Origin of the sequence: Pseudomonas sp. Au-Pse12 (assembly GCF_021341665.1) — a bacterium.
In the GTDB taxonomy this organism is placed as follows: Bacteria; Pseudomonadota; Gammaproteobacteria; order Pseudomonadales; family Pseudomonadaceae; genus Aquipseudomonas.
Window position 1 is genome coordinate 691835 of the sequence record NZ_JAJTTH010000003.1, and the last position, 17791, is coordinate 709625.

Consider the following 17791-nt stretch of genomic DNA (forward strand, 5'->3'; position numbering starts at 1 on the left):
ACCGGAGCGCCCCTCAGGACGCCGAGCGTACCGCCCCTTGCTGGACGTTGGTCGGTTGCAGCTTGAACAGGTAGAACAGCACGGTCAGCAGCACCAGGAACGCCGGGCCGACGTACAGCGCCACGCGGGTGTCCGGGAAGTAGGCCATCAGCCCCACCACCAGCACCAGGAACGCCAGGGCCAGGTAGGAACTGATCGGGTACAGCCACATGCGGTACTTCAACGCCGCACGTTCGGTCGGGCTCAGGCCCTTGCGGAACTTGAGCTGGGCCAGAAGGATCATCACCCAGGTCCAGATCGCACCGAAGGTGGCAATCGAGGTCACCCAGACGAACACTTTCTCCGGCACCAGGTAGTTCATCAGCACGCCCAGCAGCAAGGCGAAGATCGACAGCAGCAGCGCGCGACGCGGCACGCCGTTGTTCGAGGTCTTGGCGAAGCCGGCCGGGGCCTGGCCGTTCTGCGCCAGGCTGTAGAGCATGCGCCCGGTGCTGAAGATGCCGCCGTTGCAGGACGACAGCGCGGCGGTGATCACCACGAAGTTGATGATGCCGGCGGCGGTCTTGATGCCCAGGCGCTCGAAGGTCATCACGAACGGGCTGCCCTGGGTGCCGATTTCGTTCCACGGGTAGATCGACAGGATCACGAACAGCGCGCCCACGTAGAACAGCAGGATGCGCCAGAACACCGAGCCGATGGCGTTGGGAATGGTCTTCTGCGGGTTGCGCGCTTCACCGGCGGTGAGGCCGATCATCTCTACGCCCAGGTAGGCGAACATCACCATCTGCAGCGACATCAGCACGCCGGTCACGCCATTGGGCATGAAGCCGCCGTGGGTCCACAGGTTGGAGATCCCCAGGGCCACGCCATCGTTGCCGAAGCCAAAGGCAATGATGCCGATACCGCCGACGACCATGGCGATGATGGTGACGATCTTGATCAGGGCGAACCAGAACTCGAACTCACCAAAGGCCTTGACCGCGATCAGGTTGATCGAGCCCATGCTCACCAGGGCCGCCAGGGCCCAGATCCAGCGCGGCACATCGGGGAACCAGATGCCCATGTACACCGCCACCGCGGTGATTTCCGCGACGCAGGTCACCAGCCACAGGAACCAGTAGTTCCAGCCGGTGAGAAAGCCCGCCAATGGACCCAGGTAGTCTTGCGCGTAACGGCTGAAGGAACCGGCGACCGGGTTATGCACCGCCATCTCGCCGAGGGCGCGCATGATCACCAGAATCGCCAGGCCGCCGATGATGTAGGACAGCATGATGGCCGGACCGGCCATTTCGATGGCCTTGGCCGAGCCCAGGAACAGGCCGACGCCGATACAGGCGCCCAGCGCCATCAAGCGAATATGCCGTTCGCCGAGTTCGCGTTTCAGCGGGCCACCCTGAGCGGTCTCGCCGTGGGGCAGTTGGTTGCCAACTGACATAGAGATACAACCTCATTTTGTTATTGGATATGAACCACCGAGCCGGTGAAACGACGGCGGATAGCCGAAGCTTGCTCAACCGCACCGACCTTGTGGGACGGTGCGTCTGGTAGGACAAGACCTGCCAGATCAGCGGGGTGCGCAGTATAAAAAGCTCCCGACAGGGCTTTTCACTCTATAAGCAGCTAAATTCAGAGAGAAATCTCGGCAAATACCGCTTTCGCGGAGAAGCATTACCTGCTTTTTGCCCTTAAACCTCACTCGGAAAGGGGCCGAAGTATTGCACAGCCCTGGTGCATCGTCATGCCCCTACCTAGGGCGTATTTACCTGGGAAAAGGCTCTAACCCGGCAATCTCCCACCCCCCTGTGGCGAGGGAGCTTGCTCCCGCCGGGTCGCGCAGCGGCCCTGGACCCAGCCGGCGTGATCGCCCTGACAGAACGCGCCCTCAGGTTTTGCGGCTGCTGCGCAGCCGAACGGGAGCAAGCTCCCTCGCCACAGTTCGGAGCAAGCCTGAAATACCTGTAAACCATCGCGGGCTTCAGTTCAGGGGCAAAAATGCTAGCGTCCGGCATTCGCTCACTGACCTTGCAGGCAATGGCATGCCATCGCGCCCCAAGTCCCATCGCTTGCGCCGCGGGCGCTACTCCGAGAATGGCCGCGCCTACCTCATCACCACCGTGGTTCATCAACGCCGGCCCTTATTCTCCGACTGGCGCCTGGCGCGACTGGTGGTTGCTGAGCTCAAACACGTCCAGGACCTGGGGTTGGCCGACTCGCTGGCCTGGGTCCTGATGCCGGACCACCTGCATTGGCTGCTGCAACTGCGCGCAGCAACACTGCCCCAGGTGATGCAAAGGATGAAATCGCGCAGCACTCGCCAACTCAATCAACACTTGGGGCTGCGGGGCGCACAGTGGCAAAGCGGCTATCACGACAGGGCGCTGCGCGACGGCGAAGACATTCAACACATGGCCCGCTATATCATCGCCAACCCCTTACGCGCAGGCTTGGTGCAACGCATTGGCGACTACCCGCTGTGGGACGCCTGTTGGCTCCAGTAGACCACCCTGTGGCGAGGGAGCTTGCTCCCGCTGGGTCGCGCAGCGGCCCTGAAGGCAGCCGGCGTGATCGCCCTGACAGAACGCGCCCTCAGGTTTTGCGGCGGCGGTGCAGCCGAACGGGAGCAAGCTCCCTCGCCACAAGCAAGCGCCCTCGTCACAGAAGCAGGGCAAGGCAGGGTCGTTTTCACATTTTATTCACCGGCGCCCACCACCGACTAAGCTTCAGACAAGTCCGATCAATCTGCGTGAATGGATCAATCGACTATGGGCGCTTTGTGGCAGACCGATTCGCGTAAGAACGCAGTGCCAAGCCACAGCGAGGACGAAGCGCCTTTCCCGAAACCCCGCAAACATCGCCGTTATGCCTGGCGTCTGTTCTGGCTGTTGCTGCTGATTGCCCTGGTCGCCCTGGGCTTTGCCGCCACCCGGGAAATGCGCACGTCGAAACTCCAGGCCCGGGAATTCAGCCGGCTGGCCAGTGACCTGAGCTACTCCCTGCAACCCGGGCCCAGCGACGCCGTGCTGTATCCCGGTGCCGGGCCGTTCGACCGGCGACTGGGCTACAGCGCCCTGGGGGAGTTCCTGCCGCGCTTGCTCAAGCGCGGTTATCTGATCGAAGCCCAGACGCGCTTTTCCCCGGCCTTGATGGACTACAGCAAAAGCGGCTTTTTCGTGCCCTACACCGAAAAGATCCAGGCCGGCCTGTCCATCACCGATTGCCGCGCCGCGCCGCTGTATCAGTTCAATTACCCGCAACATCTGTATGAAAGTTTCGCCAGCATTCCACCGCTGATGGTGCATAGCCTGCTGTTCATCGAGAACCGTGATCTGCTCGACCCCAAGCAGGCCCTGGCCAACCCGGCGGTGGACTGGCCACGCTTCGCCAAGGCCGCCTGGTCCCAGGTGGCCAAGCTCCTGCACCTGCCCGGGCAAACCGCCGGCGGCAGTACCCTGGCCACCCAGCTGGAAAAATACCGGCATTCACCGGACGGCCTGACCCTGTCCGGGGGCGAGAAGCTCCGCCAGATGGTTTCCGCCAGCGTGCGGGCCTACCAGGATGGCCCGCAGACCCTGGAGGCCCGCAAGCGCATCGTGCGCGACTACCTCAACAGCGTGCCGCTGTCGGCGGTGCCCGGCCACGGCGAAGTGCATGGCATGGCCGAAGGGCTGCGGGTCTGGTACGGAGCGGATTTCGATCACGTCAACCAGGTGCTGAGCGGCACCGCCACGGACTCGAAAAGCCTGGCCGAACGCGGGCTGGCCCTGCGCCAGGTGCTGTCGCTGATGATTGCCCAGCGCCGTCCCTCTCATTACTTGGCCAAGGGCCGTGCAGAACTGGCGGAACTGACCGACAGCCATATCCGCCTGCTGGCGCAGAACACGGTCATCGACCCGCGGCTCAGTGCCGCGGCCCTGGCCAGCAAGGTGAGCTACCGCGACTGGCAGCAACAGCCGACGATCCAGCCGATCGAAACCAACAAGGGCATCAGCGTCGCCCGCAGTCGCCTGGCCACCCTGCTCAACCGGCCGCTGTATGACCTGGACCGCCTCGATCTGTCCGCCACCAGCACCTTGCAGAGCGACCTGCAACGCCAGGCCACCGAGTACCTCAAGCACCTCGCCGACCCGGCCTTCGCGGCGCAGATCGGTGTGCTCGGCGAGCGCTTGCTGACGCCCACCAGCACCACCCAGGTGCGCTACAGCTTCACCCTGTTCGAGCTGACCCCGGACGGCTCGCGGGTGCGGGTGCAGACCGACAGCACCGACCAGCCGTTCGATATCAACGAAGGCAGCAAGCTGGAACTGGGCTCCACCGCCAAGCTGCGGGTGCTGACCACCTACCTGCAGATCATTGCCGAGCTGCACGACAAGTACGCCGGACAAACCCCGGCGCAGCTGAAGAAGGTTGCGGTCAACGACCAGGACCGGCTGAGCCGCTGGGCCCTCGACTACCTGATGCAGAACAGCGACCGCAGCCTGCCGAAGATGCTCGACGCCGCCTTGGACCGCACCTACTCCGCCAGCCCCGGCGAGGCCTTCTTCACCGGCGGCGGGGTGCATCACTTCCACAACTTCCGCAATGAGGACAACGGCCGCAGCCCGACCCTGCGCGATGCCCTGCGCGAATCCATCAACCTGCCATTCATCCGCCTGATGCGCGACCTGGTGCGCTACAGCACCTACGGCGGCGACAGCGCCAGCGCCGAGCTGCTCAAGGACGACGATAACCCGCGGCGCCAGGAGTACCTGGCACGCTTTGCCGACCGTGAAGGCACCTCTTTCCTGCTGCGGTTCTGGAAAAAGTACCACAACAAGGACACCCAATCGCGCCTGGACACCTTCCTCGACAGCATGCACCCGACGGCGATCCGCCTCGCCGCCGTGCACCGCTACCTGCTGCCCGATGCCAGCCAGGAAAGCTTCAAGCGCTTCGTCCGGGCCCACATGAAAGACGCCAAGGTCAGCGAAAAACTCACCGACGAACGCCTGGACAAGCTCTACGCCAGCTACGGCCCCGGCGCCTACGACCTGCCGGACCAAGGCTACATCGCCAAGGTCCACCCCCTGGACCTGTGGCTGCTGGGCTACTTGATGAACAACCCCGACGCGAGCTTCAGCCAGATCGTCAAGGCCAGCGAATTCGAGCGGCAGGAGGTGTACAGCTGGCTGTTCAAGAGCCGGCATCGCAGCGCCCGGGACAGCCGCATCCGCACCATGCTGGAGATCGAAGCCTTTCTCGATATCCACCAGCGCTGGCAGAGCGTCGGCTATCCGTTCGACCACCTGGTGCCGTCCCTGGCCACCGCCATCGGCAGTTCCGGCGACCGCCCGGCGGCCCTGGCAGAACTGGTGGGCACCATTCTCAACGACGGTGTGCGCCTGCCAACCCTGCGCATCGACAGCCTGCACTTCGCCGCCGACACGCCCTATGAAACCCGCCTGCGCAACGACCCGGACAAGGGCAAACGGGTAATGCCCTCGGAGGTGGCCACGGCGCTGCGCGGGGCCTTGTCGCAAGTGGTGGATGCCGGCACCGCGAAACGTGTCTCCGGCAGCTTCAAGCTGGCGGACGGCACGCCACTGGCCATGGGCGGCAAGACCGGCACCGGCGATAACCGCATTGAAGCCATCGGCGCGGGAGGCCGGGTGCTGAGTTCCAAATCGATCAACCGCACCGCGACCTTCGTGTTCTACATCGGCGATCACCACTTCGGCACCCTCACCGCCTACGTGCCGGGCGCCTCGGCCCAGGCCTTCAAGTTCACCTCGGCACTGCCGGTGCAGGTGCTCAAGGGCATGGCGCCGATCCTCATGCCCTATCTGCAACCGGGCAGCGGCACCCAGTGCCTGGGCGGCGTGGCGCAGCGCTGACGCCCTGCGCTCCCTGTTTTCCTGACTCCCGTTCTCCGACCAACGGCGGCTTTGCCGTGGGCAGAAAAACTTGCGCCCCTCTTAAGATATATCTTAAGTTATGTCTAAATCGAAACGGAGAAAGAGAAAATGAGCGAGCATCACCATCCCCCCCATCGTGAACACGGGGACAGCCATGAGATTTTCGAACGCCGCCCCGGCCGCGAACGCGGTGGCCGCGGGCCCCGGGTCTTCGCCCCCGGCGACCTGAAACTGCTGCTGTTGGCGCTGATCGCCGAGCAGCCCTGCCACGGCTACGACCTGATCCGCCAGATCGAAAGCATGTTCGACGGCGCCTACAGCCCCAGCCCCGGGGTGATCTACCCGACCCTGACCTTCCTGGAAGAAAGCGAAATGATCCAGGGCGATGCCGAAGGCGGCAAAAAGCGCTACAGCGTGACCGACGCCGGACGTCTGTCCTTGGAGGAACAAGCTATCGCCCTGGACGGCGTGCGCATGCGCATCGAAGTCAGCAAGCGTTCCCTGCGCGGGCATGATCGCCCTGCGGAAATCCACGAGGCGGTGCACAACCTGCGCCACGCCCTGCAGATGCACCACGGCCGCTGGAGCCCGGAAGAAATCCTCCGGGTGCGCGACCTGCTGAACAACACCGCCAAGGCCATTGTCGATGGCCCCCTCCCCCCCCCTGCCCAGGAGAAAAGCCAATGACTGCCAGCCCAGAACTGTCCATTCACCGGGTCATGCACGAGATCAAGCGCCGGCGCCTGGAGGTCCTGCGCGTCGTCGACCTGACCCCGCGCATGCGCCGCATCACCCTCGGCGGGCCCGAGCTGGCCGGTTTCATCAGCCTGGGCAGCGACGACCATGTGAAGCTGCTGTTCCCGCAGAACGCCGAACAGCAAGCCGCCCTGGAAACCCTGGTGCTGGGCCCGGGCAAGGACAGCGGCCCGATGCCCGCCATGCGCGACTACACCCCACGTCGCTACGACCTGGAGCTGGGCGAACTGGACATCGACTTCGTGCTCCACGGCGACGGCCCGGCCTCGACCTGGGCCGAACAGGCTCGGCCGGGGCAGTTCCTGCACATCGGCGGCCCCCGGGGCTCGATGATCGTGCCGGACATCTTCGACAGCTACCTATTGATCGGCGACGAAACCGCCTTGCCGGCCATTGCCCGGCGCCTGGAAGAACTGCCGGCCGGCCGCCGGGTGCTGGCGGTGATCGAGGTGCAGGACGCCGCCGAACGTCAGCCCCTGGAGAGCGCCGCCGAGGTGCAGGTGATCTGGGTCGAACGTGACGGTGGCGGGCAGGACCTGCTCAGCACCGTGCGTCAGTTGCAGATGCCGCAAGGCACGCTCTACGCCTGGGTGGCCACCGAGAGCAAAGTGTCGCGCCAGCTTCGTCGGGTGCTGCTGGATGAACACCGGCTCAACGACGAATTCGTCAAGGCCGCCGGTTACTGGCGCCTGGACAGCAGCGAAGCGGAATAACCCCGCCTACCGGGGCTGGGATTGGTGCCTGCCCAGCCAGCGGTCCAAGCCCAGCAACAGCAGGGACACCAGGACAAACCCGGCCAATATCCCCAGGGCATTGAGCAACACCCGGGGATACCCCAGCTTGTCCACGGCAATGAAGGGATAGGGGTACAGCCCCAGCAGATTTCCGCGCAAGAGCAGGTAGGCGAAATACAGCACCGGGTAGAGCATCCACAGACCGATGTGCTTGAGCCGCAGCCCGCCCTTGGGCACGCAACACCACCAATAGAGTAAAAACAGCAGCGGCATCACATCGTGCAGCAACTCATCGGCCAGCCATTGCCAGCCCTGGGGGTGCCACAGGTGACGCAACAGCAGGCTGTAGGCCAAGCCCACCACGACAATGCTCGCCGCCACCGCGCCACTGACCGCCGGCCTGAGCATGAATGCCTGCCCCCGGGATATCCGCAGGTTCAGGGCGCAGGTCAGCACACTGGCCACCAGGGTGTTGCTGAGCACGGTGAAGAAGCTGAAGAAGTTCACCAGGCCGCCCAACAGACTGGCGCCGACCTCCCAGCGCAGCAGCAGGATCAGGTACAGCTGGACGGTCAGCCCGAACCAGCCAAGGATCGCCGCCAAGGCAATCAGGCCGCGCCGAGTGAACAGCCCCCGCAGCGAGAAGCCAGCCATGGGGTTCCTTAAAGCGGGCGCTTGGTGCGTTGCAACTTCACGTAGAGCTTCTCGACCTTCTCCCGCGCCCAGGGCGTCTTGCGCAGGAAGGTCAGGCTCGACTTGATGCTCGGATCGCTCTTGAAGCAGCGGATATCGATGCGCTCGGCCAGCCCCGACCACTCGTAGTGCTCCACCAGCGCCTTGAGAATCTGTTCCAGGGTCACGCCATGCAGCGGGTCGGTGTGGGTGTCGGTCATGCCAGGCCTTTGCGGGAAGAAAAGAGGGAAAGCCGCGCACCTTAGCCGAGGGCATGCCCCCGCGCCAGAGCGCTTGAATAACTGTAGCCGGCGCCCGCCTGTGCGGCGCTCGGGCATGAGGGGCAAAAAGTTCCTAGCTTTTCGCGATAAAAGAGATGTTATATTGTATCAATCAATAACAACTCACCCGCATTCTGGGCACCCCCGTGTCCCGCCTGTCCTCTGACTCAAAGCGCCTAGCGCCCTGCTTGCCAAGGAATGACCGATGTCCCGCTCAGCCTCCCGCCCTTCTCGCTCCCTACTGTGGCGCCTGTCGCCGCTGTCCGCCGCACTGCTGCTCGCCTCCCAGGCCCATGCCGTGGAATTGCCCCAGCAGGTCATCACCGCCAACCCCCTGGGCAGCACCGAGCTGGCCGCCCCGACCACCGTGCTGGAAGGCGACCAATTGACCCTGGAACAGAAAGGCAGCCTCGGTGAAACCCTGAACAAACAGCCGGGGGTGTCTTCGTCCTACTTCGGCCCCGGCGCCAGCCGCCCGGTGATTCGCGGCCTGGACGGCGACCGCATCCGCATCCTGCAGAACGGCGTCGGCGCCCTGGATGCTTCGTCGCTGTCCTACGACCACGCGGTGCCCCTGGACCCGGTGAACGTCGAGCGCATTGAAATCGTCCGCGGCCCAGCGGCCCTGCTGTACGGCGGCAACGCCATTGGCGGGGTGATCAACAGCTTCGACAATCGCATTCCCACCGAAGCCATCGAAGGGATTCACGGCGCCGGCGAGTTGCGCTACGGCGGCGCCGACACCACCCGCAGCAGCGCTGGCAAGCTGGAAGCTGGCGACGGCACTTTCGCCCTGCACCTGGACGCCAATTCGCGGCAGTTCAATGACCTGAAGATTCCCGGCTACGCTCGCAGCCGCCACGCTCCGGCCAGCGAAGACGGCGATGGCAAGAAAGGTCGCCTGGGCAACAGCGACGGGCGCCAGGACGGCGGCGCCATCGGCGGTTCCTACACCTGGGACGACGGTTATGCCGGCCTGTCCTACAGCAACTACGACTCCAACTACGGCTCCCCCGCCGAAGACGACGTGCGCATCCGCATGAAGCAGGACCACTACGCCTTCGCCTCGGAACTGCGCAACCTGCAGGGGCCGTTCAGCTCGCTCAAGTTCAACGCGGGCTACACCGACTACCAACACCGTGAGATCGAGGGCGGCGAAACCGGCACCACCTTCAAGAACAAGGGTTACGAAGCGCGGGTCGAAGCCCGGCACCAGCCCCTCGGCCCGCTGGAAGGGGTGATCGGCGCCCAGGTCAATCGCAACGAGTTCTCCGCCCTGGGCGAAGAAGCCTTCGTGCCGCAGACCGATACCAACAGCGGCGCGCTGTTCATCCTCGAAGAGCTGCAAGCCACCGAACGCCTGCGGCTGAGCCTGGGCGGGCGCCTGGAACACACCACCGTAGATCCGGATGGCAAAGGCAACCCACGCTTCGCCCAGGCCGACAAGTCCAGCAGCTTCACCGCCGGCAGCCTGTCCTCGGGCGCGGTCTACACCCTGACCCCGGTCTGGTCCCTGGCCGCGACCCTGGGCTACACCGAACGCGCCCCAACCTTCTACGAGCTGTATGCCAATGGCGCCCACGTCGCCACCGGCACCTATGAAGTGGGCAGCGCCCAGCTGTCCAAGGAAAAGGCCGTGTCCAGCGACCTGGCCCTGCGCTTTGACAACGGCACCCACAAAGGCAGCGTCGGGGTGTTCTACAGCCACTTCTCCAACTACATCGGCCTGCTGGGCACGGGGCGAACCCTGAACGATGAAGGCGAAGAAGATGCAGACGGGATTGCGGAATACGCCTACAGCGGAGTACGGGCACGCTTTGCCGGGATCGAGGCTCAGGATCGCTGGGCCCTGGGGGAAAGCTCCTACGGCAAGTTCGCCCTGGAACTGTCCGGCGACTACACCCGGGCCAAGAACCTGGATAACGGCCAGGACCTGCCGCGCATTGCCCCGCTGCGCCTGAACAGCGGTTTGCTGTGGGAACTGGACCGCTGGCAGGCGCGCCTGGATGTGCAGCATGCCGCCAGCCAGGGCCGGGTGCCGGACCACGAAAGCAGCACCGATGGCTACACCACCTTTGGCGCCAGCGCCGGCTATCGCTTCGACATCGGCCATAGCCAGTGGCTGGCCTTCGTCAAGGGCGAGAACCTGACCAACCAGACCGTGCGCTACGCCAGCTCGATCCTGCGGGACATCGCGCCGGCTGCCGGGCGCAGTGTGGAAGTGGGGTTGCGCACCACCTTCTAAGGACCCTGTTCGCAGGCAAGGCTCCTACAGATCCGTGTAGGAGCCTTGCCGGCGAAGGGCTCAGCGATAACGGCGCGGATCGGTCTCGATCAAGCTGGCCAGCTGAGTCAGGGCAAATCGCAACTCGTCCTGGGTGGTGGGCGACATCAGCACCACCCGCACACAACGGGAGCTGAGGCCGCGTTCCACCTGGAACTGGCTGCCGCTCATCACCAGCACCCCATTGGCCCGGGCCAGGGTGGCGAACTCATCAGCGCTCCAGGGTTCCGGCAAGGTCAGCCACAGGTGATAGCTGTGGGGCTGAGTCTGGATCTGCAAGCCGGCAAACACCTCCCGGGCAATCGCCTGGCGCGCCGCCGCTTCGCTGCGCTGGGTCTGCACCAGCTTGCGATCCAGGCCTTCGACAATCACATTGCTGGCCAACTGCGCCGTCAGGGGCGACGGCATCCACACACTGCTGCGGACCATCGAGCTCAGGCGCGACAGCAGCTTCGGCGGGCTGTAGAGGTAACCCACGCGCAACGCCGGCATGATCGCCTTGGACAGGCTGGTGAGGTACACCGAACGCTGCGGCGCATAGCTGGAAAGCGGCTTGATCGACGGGTCGGTGGCAAGAAAGCCGTAGATATCGTCGTCGATGATCAGAAAGTCGAACTCCTCGGCAATCGCCGCAATCTGCGCCCGGCGCTGGGGCGACATGATCGCCGTGGTGGGGTTCTGGCAACTGGCGACACACACCAGCAGCGCCGGTTTTTCCCGCAGGCACTGTTCGCGCAGGGCTTCGGGCAGCATCCCCTCCTCATCCATCGCCACGCCCCGCAGGCGCCGTTCCAGGCCATGGGCCACGGAAATGATGCCGGGGTAGGTCAACGACTCGCAGAGCAGCAGGTCACCGGCGTTGCTCAAGGCGCTGATGGCCACCATCAGGCCGTGCTGGGCACCGGCCGTCAGCACCACCTGTTGCCAATGGGCTTCGGGCAGGGAGTGGCGCAACCACTGGGCACCGGCTTCGCGATGGGCCGGGTGGCCACCATCAGGGGCGTAGTCCAGGGCGCGGCCGAAGTCGCTGCTGCGGGCCATGCCCACCAGCGCGCCGCGCAACCAGTACTCCAGGGTTTCGCTGTAAGGCTTGATGATCGACAGGTCCAGGGCTTCGGATTGCCCCAGGGACAGCGACGGCGCGCTGGAGCCTTCCGGCAACGCCAGCGGCGGTTGCGCCAGCACGTAAGTGCCGCGCCCGACTTCGCCCTGCACCAACCCGCGTCGCTGGGCTTCACTGTAGGCGCGGCTGATGGTGCCGGGGGTAACGTTCAGGGTCACCGCCAGCTCGCGCAAGGTCGGCAGGCGATCACCGTCGTTCAACAAACCGCTGCCGATATCCCGCGCCAGGGCATCGGCAATGGACAGGTAGACCGGCTGATTGAACTCGCTTAACTGGGGAACCCACATGGAGGCTGATGACCATCGGCTGCGTTGAGGTGGACCGGAGCATATCACAGGCACGCCTCGCCCCTTAACATCGACTCATTCGACGTATTGATTCGATTAACCGGCCAATCAGGCAGCTAAAAGACGCTCATCGCATTTTTTATAATCACAATAAATACTTATAAATCAGTATGTTATTCATAAAATCAACCCAACAACGGCAAGGCCTTCTTGAGAAACAATTGAATCGATTCAATTCATTGAAATACACTCAAGCCGCGCCAACTCAATCGACTCAACTTCCTCCACCCCATGCCCAGTCGAGATGCCATGCACAGTCTCAGCAAGGACCTGTCCCTCTCCGCCGTGATCGCCGGCCTGATCGCCGTGATCATTTCCTACGCCGGCCCCTTGATCATCGTGTTCCAGGCCGCCCGCGAAGCCCATCTGCCCAGCGACCAGGTGTCGTCCTGGATCTGGGCCATCTCCATCGGCAGCGGCCTCACCGGCCTGCTGCTGAGCTGGCGCCTGAAGGTGCCGGTGATCACCGCCTGGTCCACTCCGGGCGCGGCGCTGCTGGTGTCGATGCTGCCCACGGTGTCGCTGCCCCAGGCCATCGGCGCCTATGTCGTGGCCTCGCTGATCATCGCCGTGGTCGGGCTGTCCGGGGCCTTCGACAAGCTCATGAGCCGTCTGCCCAAGGCCATTGCCGCGGCCATGCTGGCGGGCATCCTGTTCCGCTTCGGCGCCGGGCTGTTCACTTCGGTCACCCTGCAACCGGCCTTGGTGCTGGCAATGATCGCCGCCTATCTGCTGGGCAAACGCTGCTCGCCACGCTACGCGATTCTCGCGGTACTGCTGGTGGGCTGCGCCATGGCCGCGGGCCTTGGCGAGTTCAACGGCGGCTCCATCACCCTGGCGCTGGCCGAACCGATCTTCATCGCCCCCGAGTGGAACTGGCACGCCATCGTCAACATCGGCCTGCCCCTGGCCCTGGTGACCCTGACCGGGCAATACGTGCCGGGCATGGCCGTGATGCGCAGCGCCGGCTACACCACCCCGGCGCGCTCGATCGTGTCCTGGACCGCCATCACGTCGGCGCTGCTGGCGCCCTTCGGCTCCCACGGCATCAACCTCGCCGCCATCACCGCCGCCATCTGCACCGGTCGCGAAGCCCACGAAGACCCGAACAAGCGCTACATCGCCGGGATCGCCTGCGGCCTGTTCTACATCCTCATGGGGATTTTCGGCGCGACCCTGGCCTCGGTGTTCGCCGCCCTGCCCAAGGAACTGATCGCGGCCCTGGCCGGCCTGGCCCTGTTCGGCGCCATCAGCGCCGGGCTCAGCGGCGCCATGGCCGACGAAAAACAGCGTGAAGCCGCGCTGATCACCTTCCTGGTCACCGCCTCGGGCATGAGCTTCCTCGGCCTGGCCGCGGCGTTCTGGGGGTTGATCTTCGGCCTGGTGGCGCACTTCGCCCTCAGCTATACCCGGCACAAGCCCGAACTCGCCGGGGCCACCGCCCCACGCTGAACCCGCCCCGGCCTGGCGACTGTTACCAAATCCGAAACGGTTCATGTCGATAAAAGCGCTTTCTCTTGATGAGAGGGCGCTTTATCCTTAGCCCCCTAATAAAGCTGAACCGTTTCATCTTTCCCTTTGAAATCAGTGGCCTGCCGTCCTCGATCAACCGGTATCGATGCCACGTGCCGCGCCCTTGCTTCTGCCTATTCCTAGAAAAAAGACCTGACTCGAATGCCTATGCCCGTTTTTCAGCGCTCAAAAGACAGCGCTGTCCTGACTCCCGTTGCCCTGCCCAAGACCCTGAGCCTGCTCGGCGCCCTGGGGTTTGCCGCCTGCGCCCAGGCCGCCCCGGCCTTCGACAGCGACTCGCCCTGGATGCTGGGCGACTGGAACGGCACACGCACGGAACTGGCGAACAAGGGCTACGACTTCAAGGTCGACTACGTCGGCGAAATGGGTTCGAACCTGCACGGCGGCTATGACCACGACCGCACCGCACGCTACAGCGACCAGTTTGCCTTCGGCAGCCACCTGGACCTGCAGAAGATCCTCGGCTGGGACGACGCCGAATTCCAACTGACCGTGACCAAGCGCGACGGCGACAACATCAGCAACGACCGGATCAACGACCCGCGGGTCGGCGGCTTCACCTCGGCCCAGGAAGTCTGGGGTCGCGGCCAGACCTGGCGCCTGACGCAGATGTGGTACCAGCAGAAATTCTTCGACCAGAAGCTCGACATCAAGGCCGGCCGCTTCGGCCAGGGCGAAGACTTCAACAGTTTCCCCTGCGACTTCCAGAACCTGGCGTTCTGCGGTTCCCAGGTGGGCAACTGGGCCGGCAGCGTCTGGTACAACTGGCCGGTCAGCCAGTGGGCACTGCGGGTCAAATACCACCTCACGCCCGAGGTCTACGCGCAGATCGGCGCCTATGAGCAGAACCCGTCGAACCTGGACCGCGACAACGGCTTCAAGCTCAGCGGCAGCGGCACCCAGGGCACCCTGTTGCCGGTGGAACTGGTGTGGACGCCCAAGCTCAACGGACTGGCCGGTGAATACCGCGCCGGCTACTACTACAGCAGCGCCAAGGCCAGCGACGTGTACAAGGACAGCAATGGCCAGAGCGCGGCCCTGAGCGGCGAAGCCTATCGCAGCAGCTCAAGCAAGCACGGCCTGTGGTTCGGCGCGCAACAGCAAGTCACCAGCGTCGCCAGCGACCACTCCCGCGGCCTGAGCCTGTTCGCCAACATCACCGCCCACGACAAGAAGACCAACGCCATCGACAACTACGTCCAGGCCGGCCTGGTCTACAAGGGCCTGTTCGATGCCCGCGCCAAGGACGACATCGGCTTTGCCCTGGCGCGGATCCACGTCAACCCGGCGTACCGCAAGAACGCCCAGGCCAGCAACCAGGCCCATGCTGTCTACGACTACGACAACCCGGGCTACCTGCCGCCCCAGGACACCGAATACAGCGCCGAGCTGTACTACGGCGTGCACCTGGCCAACTGGCTGACCGTGCGCCCCAACCTGCAGTACATCCGTCATCCCGGTGGCGTGAGCCAGGTGGACGACGCGCTGATTGGCGGGATCAAGATCCAGAGTTCGTTCTGAAGCCCCAAGGCAGCAGAACAGTCGATTTACAGTTTTCAGCTGAACCAAGCCCGCGCCTGATCGTCATCTACAGTGAACAAGCGCGGGTCCACTCTTAACGTCACGGAGAACCACACTATGAGCACTGAGGGTGCTTCAAGTCCGAGCCGCCTGCTGCCAGGCCTGCTCGGGATCTTGCTGCTGCTAATGGGCCTGGCCTTGCTGGCCGGGGGGATCAAGCTGAGCATGCTCGGCGGCTCGCTGTACTACGTCCTGGCCGGTATCGGCCTGACGCTGACCGGCCTGCTGTTGCTGGCCGGCAAACGCGCGGCGCTGGGTCTGTACGCCCTGGTGCTGTTCGCCAGTACCGTCTGGTCGCTGTGGGAAATCGGCCTGGACTGGTGGCAACTGGTGCCACGCCTGTCGCTGTGGTTCGCCCTCGGCGTGGTCCTGCTGCTGCCCTGGTTCCGCCGTCCGCTGCTGCGCAATGGCCCGGCTCCAGTGGGCACCGCCGCCCTCAGCGTGGCCGTGGTCCTGGCCGGTGGCGCCGCCATTGGCAGCCAGTTCACCCACCCTGGTGAAATCTCCGGCGACCTGGGTCGCGACAGCGCCAACATGACCAGCACCGCCCCGGCCATGCCCGACGGTGAATGGCAGGCTTATGGCCGTACCGAATTCGGTGACCGCTACTCGCCGCTGAAGCAGATTACCCCGGGCAATATCGGCAAGCTGCAGGAAGCCTGGCGCATCCGCACCGGCGACATGCCGACCGCCAAGGACCCGGTGGAAATCACCAACCAGAACACCCCGCTGAAGGTCAACGGCATGCTCTATGCCTGCACCGCCCACAGCAAGGTGCTGGCACTGGACCCGGACACCGGCAAGGAAATCTGGCGCTTCGACCCGCAGATCCAAGGCCCCAACGGCGACGACTTCCGTGGCTGGGCGCACATGACCTGCCGTGGCGTGTCGTACTACGACGAAGCCAACTACAAGAACTCCGACGCCATCAGCCAGCCGGCGACCCTGTCCCCAGCGGGCCAGGCCATCGCCGCCAGCTGCCCGCGTCGCCTGTTCCTGCCCACCGCCGATGCGCGCCTGATCGCCATCAACGCCGACACCGGCAAGGTCTGTGAAGACTTCGGCAACAAGGGCGCCGTGGACCTCAAGGCCGGTATCGGCCCGTTCACCCCGGGCGGCTACTACTCCACCTCGCCGGCCGCCATCACCCGCAACCTGGTGATCATCGGCGGCCACGTCACCGACAACGAATCGACCAACGAGCCTTCTGGCGTGATCCGCGCCTTCGACGTGCACGACGGTCACCTGGTGTGGAACTGGGATTCGGGCAACCCCGACGAAACCGCTCCCCTGCCGGAAGGCAAGACCTACACCCGCAACTCGCCGAACATGTGGTCCCTGGCCAGCGTCGACGAGAAGCTGGGCATGGTCTACCTGCCACTGGGCAACCAGATGCCTGACCAGTGGGGCGGCAACCGCACCGCGGGCGCCGAGAAATTCAGCGCCGGCACCGTGGCCCTGGACATCGACACCGGCAAGCTGCGCTGGAACTACCAGTTCACCCACCACGACCTGTGGGACATGGACGTGGGCAGCCAGCCGACCCTGCTCGACATGAAGACCGCGAACGGCGTCAAGCCAGCGCTGATCCAGCCGACCAAGCAAGGCAGCCTGTACGTGCTGGACCGTCGCGACGGCACCCCGATCGTACCGATCCAGGAAATCCCGGCCCCGACCGGCGCGGTCGAAGGCGACCACACCGCCCCGACCCAGGCCCGCTCGGACCTGAACCTGCTGCCACCGCCACTGGATGAAAAAGCCATGTGGGGCGCCACGCCGTTCGACCAGATGCTGTGCCGCATCCAGTTCAAGGAACTGCGCTATGAAGGTCAGTACACCCCGCCATCGGTGCAGGGCAGCCTGATCTACCCGGGTAACGTCGGCGTGTTCAACTGGGGCAGCGTCTCGCTGGACCCAGTCCGTCAACTGCTGTTCACCAGCCCGAACTACATGGCCTTCGTTTCCAAGCTGGTGCCGCGTGCCGAAGTGGCCGCCGGCAGCAAGCGCGAAAGCGAAACCTCGGGCGTGCAACCCAACACCGGCGCACCTTACGCGGTGATCATGCACCCGTTCATGTCGCCTCTGGGCGTACCCTGCCAGGCACCGGCCTGGGGCTACGTGGCCGGTATCGACCTGACCACCAACAAAGTGGTGTGGAAGCACAAGAACGGCACCAGCCGCGACAGCTCGCCAATCCCGATCGGCCTGCCGATGGGCGTACCGAGCATGGGCGGCTCCATGGTCACCGGCGGTGGCGTGGGCTTCCTCAGCGGCACCCTGGACCAGTACATCCGCGCCTATGACGTGAAAAACGGCAAGGAACTGTGGAAATCCCGCCTGCCAGCGGGCGGCCAGGCCACGCCGATGAGCTACACCGGCAAGGACGGCAAGCAGTATGTCCTGGTGGTCGTAGGTGGCCACGGCTCCCTGGGCACCAAGATGGGCGACTACATCATTGCCTACAAACTGGCGGAATAAGCACCACTGCCAGTGTTAGAAAGGGGCGGCTACCTGGGGGTAGCCGCCCCTTTTTTATCGGCAAGCCTCAAGCCTCAAGCCTCAAGCCTCAAGCCTCAAGCCTCAAGCCTC

12 protein-coding genes are annotated in these 17791 nt (G+C 64.5%); 8 read left to right on the top strand and 4 right to left on the bottom strand.

Translation table 11 applies throughout. The annotated features are described in order from the left end of the window. Positions 1 to 13 precede the first annotated feature (13 nt). The gene (locus LXM55_RS11640) at positions 14 to 1435 is read right to left on the bottom strand and encodes an amino acid permease (RefSeq protein WP_233320490.1); all 1422 of its coding nucleotides are present in this window, start codon (positions 1433 to 1435) and stop codon (positions 14 to 16) included. A gap of 601 nt (positions 1436 to 2036) precedes the next feature. Here LXM55_RS11640 and LXM55_RS11645 point away from each other — a divergent pair. The 4 genes from LXM55_RS11645 to LXM55_RS11660 all read left to right on the top strand — a co-directional run bounded on the left by LXM55_RS11645 (position 2037) and on the right by LXM55_RS11660 (position 7360). Beyond that, the gene (locus LXM55_RS11645; protein ID WP_233320491.1) at positions 2037 to 2498 is read left to right on the top strand and encodes an REP-associated tyrosine transposase; all 462 of its coding nucleotides are present in this window, start codon (positions 2037 to 2039) and stop codon (positions 2496 to 2498) included. A gap of 264 nt (positions 2499 to 2762) precedes the next feature. Beyond that, positions 2763 to 5870 carry a transglycosylase domain-containing protein gene (locus tag LXM55_RS11650; RefSeq protein ID WP_233320492.1) on the top strand — a complete coding sequence of 1036 codons (3108 nt, stop codon included), beginning with the start codon at positions 2763 to 2765 and terminating at the stop codon, positions 5868 to 5870. A gap of 129 nt (positions 5871 to 5999) precedes the next feature. Next, on the top strand, positions 6000 to 6578 hold the full coding sequence (locus LXM55_RS11655; RefSeq protein ID WP_233320493.1) for a PadR family transcriptional regulator: 579 nt from the start codon (positions 6000 to 6002) through the stop codon (positions 6576 to 6578). Further along, positions 6575 to 7360, top strand: a complete 786-nt coding sequence (locus LXM55_RS11660; protein WP_233320494.1) for a siderophore-interacting protein — start codon at positions 6575 to 6577, stop codon at positions 7358 to 7360. The genes LXM55_RS11655 and LXM55_RS11660 overlap by 4 nt, the downstream gene beginning before the upstream one ends. A 6-nt stretch (positions 7361 to 7366) precedes the next feature. Here the strand turns inward: LXM55_RS11660 and LXM55_RS11665 are convergent, their stop codons facing one another. Then, on the bottom strand, positions 7367 to 8035 hold the full coding sequence (locus LXM55_RS11665) for a Pr6Pr family membrane protein (protein WP_233320495.1): 669 nt from the start codon (positions 8033 to 8035) through the stop codon (positions 7367 to 7369). An 8-nt stretch (positions 8036 to 8043) separates the two neighbouring features. Next, a complete protein-coding gene (locus LXM55_RS11670) occupies positions 8044 to 8274 on the bottom strand; it encodes a VF530 family DNA-binding protein (RefSeq protein WP_019093117.1) in 231 nt (76 codons plus the stop codon). Positions 8275 to 8539: 265 nt separating this feature from the next. Between LXM55_RS11670 and LXM55_RS11675 the strand changes: the two genes are divergently transcribed. Next, positions 8540 to 10579: a TonB-dependent receptor gene (locus LXM55_RS11675; protein WP_233320496.1), complete on the top strand. Its 2040-nt coding sequence runs from the start codon at positions 8540 to 8542 to the stop codon at positions 10577 to 10579. Positions 10580 to 10639: 60 nt separating this feature from the next. Here the strand turns inward: LXM55_RS11675 and LXM55_RS11680 are convergent, their stop codons facing one another. Next, positions 10640 to 12028 (bottom strand): aminotransferase-like domain-containing protein, encoded by a 1389-nt coding sequence (locus tag LXM55_RS11680; protein WP_233320497.1) that lies wholly within the window; start codon positions 12026 to 12028, stop codon positions 10640 to 10642. A 309-nt stretch (positions 12029 to 12337) separates the two neighbouring features. On the opposite strand from LXM55_RS11680, the gene LXM55_RS11685 reads away from it, so the two are divergent. From LXM55_RS11685 to LXM55_RS11695, 3 genes are all read left to right on the top strand, one after another. Then, complete coding sequence (locus LXM55_RS11685; protein ID WP_233320498.1) at positions 12338 to 13540, top strand: benzoate/H(+) symporter BenE family transporter; 1203 nt, start codon at positions 12338 to 12340, stop codon at positions 13538 to 13540. Between the two features lie 228 nt (positions 13541 to 13768). Continuing rightward, on the top strand, positions 13769 to 15142 hold the full coding sequence (locus LXM55_RS11690; RefSeq protein WP_233320523.1) for a carbohydrate porin: 1374 nt from the start codon (positions 13769 to 13771) through the stop codon (positions 15140 to 15142). 117 nt (positions 15143 to 15259) lie between these two features. Next, complete coding sequence (locus tag LXM55_RS11695) at positions 15260 to 17680, top strand: glucose/quinate/shikimate family membrane-bound PQQ-dependent dehydrogenase (protein WP_233320499.1); 2421 nt, start codon at positions 15260 to 15262, stop codon at positions 17678 to 17680. Positions 17681 to 17791: the final 111 nt, after the last annotated feature.